At 34.6% G+C, this 5,137-nt stretch carries 5 protein-coding genes and 1 pseudogene; 1 reads left to right on the top strand and 5 read right to left on the bottom strand.

What is annotated here, in order from left to right:
* Nucleotides 1-121 (bottom strand): beta-ketoacyl synthase N-terminal-like domain-containing protein (locus AC1DSB_RS14075; protein WP_477586930.1); only part of this gene is annotated, 121 nt, incomplete at its 3' end.
* 122 nt (nt 122-243) lie between these two features.
* On the opposite strand from AC1DSB_RS14075, the gene AC1DSB_RS14070 reads away from it, so the two are divergent.
* On the top strand, nt 244-1,095 hold the full coding sequence (locus AC1DSB_RS14070; protein WP_016427909.1) for a helix-turn-helix transcriptional regulator: 852 nt from the start codon (nt 244-246) through the stop codon (nt 1,093-1,095).
* A gap of 184 nt (nt 1,096-1,279) precedes the next feature.
* On the opposite strand, the gene AC1DSB_RS14065 is transcribed toward AC1DSB_RS14070, so the two are convergent.
* From AC1DSB_RS14065 to AC1DSB_RS14050, 4 genes and pseudogenes are all read right to left on the bottom strand, one after another.
* Nucleotides 1,280-1,606, bottom strand: a complete 327-nt coding sequence (locus AC1DSB_RS14065; RefSeq protein WP_342541955.1) for a hypothetical protein — start codon at nt 1,604-1,606, stop codon at nt 1,280-1,282.
* 488 nt (nt 1,607-2,094) lie between these two features.
* Nucleotides 2,095-2,277 carry a hypothetical protein gene (locus AC1DSB_RS14060; RefSeq protein WP_342541956.1) on the bottom strand — a complete coding sequence of 61 codons (183 nt, stop codon included), beginning with the start codon at nt 2,275-2,277 and terminating at the stop codon, nt 2,095-2,097.
* Nucleotides 2,278-2,795: 518 nt separating this feature from the next.
* Nucleotides 2,796-3,107 (bottom strand): annotated as a pseudogene (locus AC1DSB_RS14055) (general stress protein); the annotation flags it as partial.
* 145 nt (nt 3,108-3,252) lie between these two features.
* A complete protein-coding gene (locus AC1DSB_RS14050) occupies nt 3,253-4,518 on the bottom strand; it encodes a M48 family metallopeptidase (RefSeq protein WP_477531851.1) in 1,266 nt (421 codons plus the stop codon).
* Nucleotides 4,519-5,137 lie beyond the last annotated feature (619 nt).

The following is a 5,137-nucleotide window of genomic DNA, read 5'->3' as shown; positions in this document are numbered from 1 at the left end:
CATCAAATGTATCAATAAGGGATATACCAGACTCTCCGTTAATCAGATTGTTCCAAAATGTCTTGAGGTTGTTTCCTATAGGAGAGACTACTCCCATACCTGTAATCACAACTCTTTCCACTGTTCATCACTCCAAATCAATAATATACTTGTATTTTACAGTCACTTTATCCTATTACAAGTGATTGTTTATCCTGGTATAATTACCACTAGGTTAAATTGGTATGATGAGGAGTTTTAAAAATGAATGATAAAACTAGGCTTGAAGCTTTGTCGACATTCTTAAAAGCTAAGCGTGCTCAAATTAAGCCAGAGTCAATTGGTTTGCCTGTCGGAACCCGGAGAAGGACACCTGGGTTACGAAGAGAAGAGGTTGCACAACTAGCAGGTGTAAGTACCACTTGGTATACATGGCTAGAGCAGGGAAGAGATATAAAAGTTTCTTCAATCGTATTTGATTGTATTTCTACAGCTTTGCAATTAAATAATGATGAAAGAGACTACTTATATGACCTGGCATTAGAAGCAAAATCGGAAATTACACATCCAAAAAAGGATCAATCAGAGCTTAGCCCTTCTTTAAAACGAATACTAGCTGAATTAACATATTGTCCGACTATCATTACGGATCGACATTGCCATATTGTGGGCTGGAATCCTGCAGCTGCTCATGTTTTTTTAGATTTTGAACAAATACCGAATGATCAAAGAAATTTGATTCGTTTAGTGTTCACCAGAAAAGAATTCAAAGCATTGGCCGTCAATTGGGAACATTTTGCGAAAGGTTTTCTTGCCATTTTCCGTACCTATTATGGACACTATTTAGGCGATGAATGGTACAACCAATTTATTAAAGAAATGAGTCATTCACATCCAGAATTCCAAGATTTATGGCTAGAAAGTCAAGTGAGTAAGGCTCCAGAAATGATAATTGAATTCAGACATGCTAAAGCAGGCAAAATGTTGTTTAATTTAACTTCTCTCCAAGTTCAAGGTGATATGGATTTACGGTGCAGTATCTATACACCAGTAGAGGAAACAGATACAGAAAAGAAATTAAAACGATTAATGAAGAGGGTTTCCGTTGAAAATTAATAAAGTAATTTCGTTATTCCATTATAGGGCGCTATTGTTGTGCAAACACWGGTAGAAAATGATCAAAACTTTTTTATAAAAAATTATTCACTAGCAACAAACAACCCAAGCATTTTGACCAAACTTTTTTCAAAATGTTTGGGTTTCTCCTGTTGAAAAATCAATTTTTGTAGCATGCTTTTGATCAAACTTTATTACAAACCAACACAAGAGAGGATTCGTTTTTAATGAATCCTGATTGGATAGCTTCAGCAACTTCTTTTGCAATCTCTATAATAGTTGAGTTCTTACAAATCTTTTTGTGCCAAATATGTGCTGATGGTCCTTCTGAATTGAAATCTTTAATTAATAGGAGTTCATAGAATGTACCTTCTTGTTTACACGTAACTATGTATACTGAAAAATTTAATGCTTCAAATATTTTTTGCTTAATGATATATTGCTTGTCAATTTCTTTAATATTTAGGGTCATTGGTAGCACTTCATTATTATTTTCAGACAATGTTAACATTGTAAGCCCCCCTAGATTTATAATTGACCACCCAATTTTATTAGTAACGAAAGAAACGAACAAAAAAATAAAACGAAAAATAAAAAGGTATTGGCTCCTCCTTCGCCAAATACCATGATAGCCACTCAAGCTATCCCCACTAATATATAGATTAACGATGTGTTGTTAATATAATACGTCCTAGATGTTATAAATTTGTAAATGATCTATTATTAAACATTAAAGACTATAAACCTTCCATTCACAGTAGGTTGACATTACTTCCGGATTATAAAGTAATCAACTTCATTACTCCATAAGAAAAAGCTGCCCTGTAAAGGCAGCCAATTCTTCAACTAAGGTACCAGTTAGTTGAAGAAGCTAATAGGAATAATGATGTCATTCATCTTCTCCCTTAATTTCATCCGAAACATTCCATGTTAATTAACCCAATAATTAAGTTGGGTTTAGTTCGCTCAGAATTGACGACTTTTATTTTTTTCCAATCATTATGCTCGTGATTTGGGTTTTCTTAAAATCAAAACGATTATTATTACTAATAGGCTAACTACAATCGTCTCATATGCATTCTCTCTAATACTAGATCCTACCACCATTAACTCAGGATTAAATAATAGTAAAATGATACCTATGCCAATCGCTTCTGCAAATTTGTTTATAAACGTTTTCATAAGAGTTATATCCTCCCTTCTTCTTTTCTCTTTCATATAGCAACTCAAGAAATAACCCTATTACATATTTTATTTTATATACTGTATCTACTATTTGATAAGTTTAAGGACAAATCTATTAATAAAACTATTAATTCAATAATGAAGAAAATGGTCATTTACTTATATTATTAACAACTAATTTGACTTTTATACATACTTTCAAAAAAATTTTGAATGTAACAAAATACATTCATGCCCTTTTCATCATCCAAGAAATTGTTTCTTGTATTCCTTTTATATATGGGGGTAAATTGTTAATTTTTTTCATACTTTTCTCCACTTAATTGAACTGGATTTTCTGTTAAATACATCATTTCAACCGCGGTTCCTTCTCTTGAAGAAAGAGAAAAGTGAAATAGTATAAGGCAATCAGGTATCTATAATATGAGCTAAGAATGTTTCTACTTTCCTTAGCTCATAAAAACAAGGCCAATCCTCAGAAAGGATTGACCTTGTTTTTTGTGAATTTATTGTACTTAATGTCTAGTAGTACCTGAAGTTGTGTGTAATTCATTGTTAACGAATGAATCCGTTTTTCTGGCATTCGGAACTAACAATACGAGCAGCTTCCCATCTTTAACATCCCGTACGTATTAATCTGCCTCAGCTTCCGGAATGCCCATCCCAATTAATGCTCCAGCTAGTCCGCCTGTACCTGCACCGACTGCAGCTCCRGTTAACATAGCTACAATAGGACCTGCTGCCAGAAGTGGCCCAATTCCCGGAATTGCAAGCGCTCCTACACCTGCCAATAATCCCGCGGCTCCCCCAAGAAGCCCTCCAGTTGCCTTTAATTCCTCAACCGCCCGAAATAGTAGACGAATAACATGGGATGGCAAATATATAGTTTTTTCTATTTTTTCTTCTTGTTCTTCAACTCACGGCCCCGTAAGTTGAAGAACGACTAAATTTAAAATCGTACTATTTTGCCCCTCACTCTTTTGATTCATTTTCATTTGCAACTTTATTTATTCTTTCTAGCATTGTCGGATGTGAATAACGAAACCATTTTACGAGTAGTGGAGGATTCACCTCATTCAATCCTGCCTTCGTAAGTTCTTGAAAAGTTTTGACAGCTGCCTCCGGGTCGTCCATTAGGTTTATTGCATACTGATCAGCTCTTGTTTCCTGATATCTAGAAATATAATTTGAAATTGGACTTGAAACGAATAATAGAAAAGATGTAATAAGTAAAAATAATGGCAATGAATGAATAGCGTTTACTCGTTTAATTTTTAATACACGTCCAAAGCGATGGATAGCCCAAGGCATTATTTTAGCGGTTAACCAGAGCCCGACAAGCATCATTAGGATATAACGAGCGATTCCAAAATATATATGTTTCTCCACATAATGCCCCATCTCATGAGCCATGATGAAGAGAATTTCATTTTCTGATAAGCGGTTCAAAGTCGTATCCCATAATACTATTCTTGAATTATTCCCAATCCCCGTAACATAAGCATTTAGAGCATTTGTCTTTTCCGCCATGTTAACTTCATACACATGTTCTGTTGGAATTTTTGCTTGCTCAGCCAACGTGAGAATTTTCGTCTCTAATTCTTTATTTGTTAGTGGATAAAAATCATTATATAAGGGGTCGATTATTACTGGTTGAATAAACATGAGGAAAATGGAGAAAGGAATCATTAGTAACCAGGCATTGAACCACCATCTCTTTGTGCTTTTATTTATAAGCCAATAAAGAACCGTTACAATCACTACTGTCGTTCCTAAGTTAACCCAAAAATCAATGACATTATCTCGCATCCAAGAATTGAAATCCTGGGTACTAATCCCATATTTTTCACTTAAGAAATATCTGTAATAGTCTAAAGGAAATAAAACAATAAACGTAAGAACAGACAGTAAAAATACATATACTGCATTTTGCAAAATTGCCCATTTTTTTTGCAAAGGAATCCATCTTTCAAACGCTTGTGAAAGTCCAGTAATCAGTATAAATAAATAGACAAGCCATTCAAACGGTATTGATACAAAAAAGAGAAAATTCTTTATTCTTGAATACTCCTCACTAAGGTACAATTCTCGATCCGACATAAAAACATGCGGATCTGCAACAGTTCCTTTTAAAGTTGCAGGTATACCCCCACTGCCACTATGGAAGATATAAACATACATCAGGAAAGCATATACCCCAAATAAGAAAAGAGCATTAATTCCCCATTTTTTCGTCAAATCCACTTCACCTCCACTCACTCTCTCTTACATACATTTAGTGTAATCAAAAACAGAAAAGATAGAACCATATTCTAACAAATATGCTTTATTTCCAACTATTCTATTAAGAAAAGCCCACTTTGGACGGACTTAGAGATATCATCACAGAGTATTTATTAAAATGAAAGGAGTGCTGTATTAAAGCCAATATCTAATCAAAACCTAACGAACAATTGGCATGCACATCCGAGTGGACAGATTCTTTTGGTTACTGGCGGAAGAGGCTGGTATTAGGAAAAAGGAAAACCTGCTCAAGAAATATATCCAGGAGATGTAGTGGAAATACTTCCAAATGTAAACACTGGCATGGTGCTGCAGCTGATAGTTGGTTTGTTCATCTTGCCATTGATCCAGATACAACAGTAGGTCCTCCTGAATGGTTCGAAAAATGCGTTAATCCTTCTTTCTATAACCTTAACACCTAAACAAAAAACGCCTAAAACCTTTATCTATCAAGGGTTTTGGGCGTTACAAGAATGGTGGGTTATTTGCGTTAAAACGATACATGCGGAGCATACCTGTAAATACCGAAAGCTAAAACTGCTCCGATAGTTCAATAAGAAAAAAGGCTTCATTC

The sequence above is a fragment of the Paenisporosarcina sp. P4_E4_2 genome (assembly GCF_056401595.1).
The sequence above is the reverse complement of the archived record's forward strand: the minus strand, read 5'-3'. Positions and strand labels throughout refer to the sequence as shown.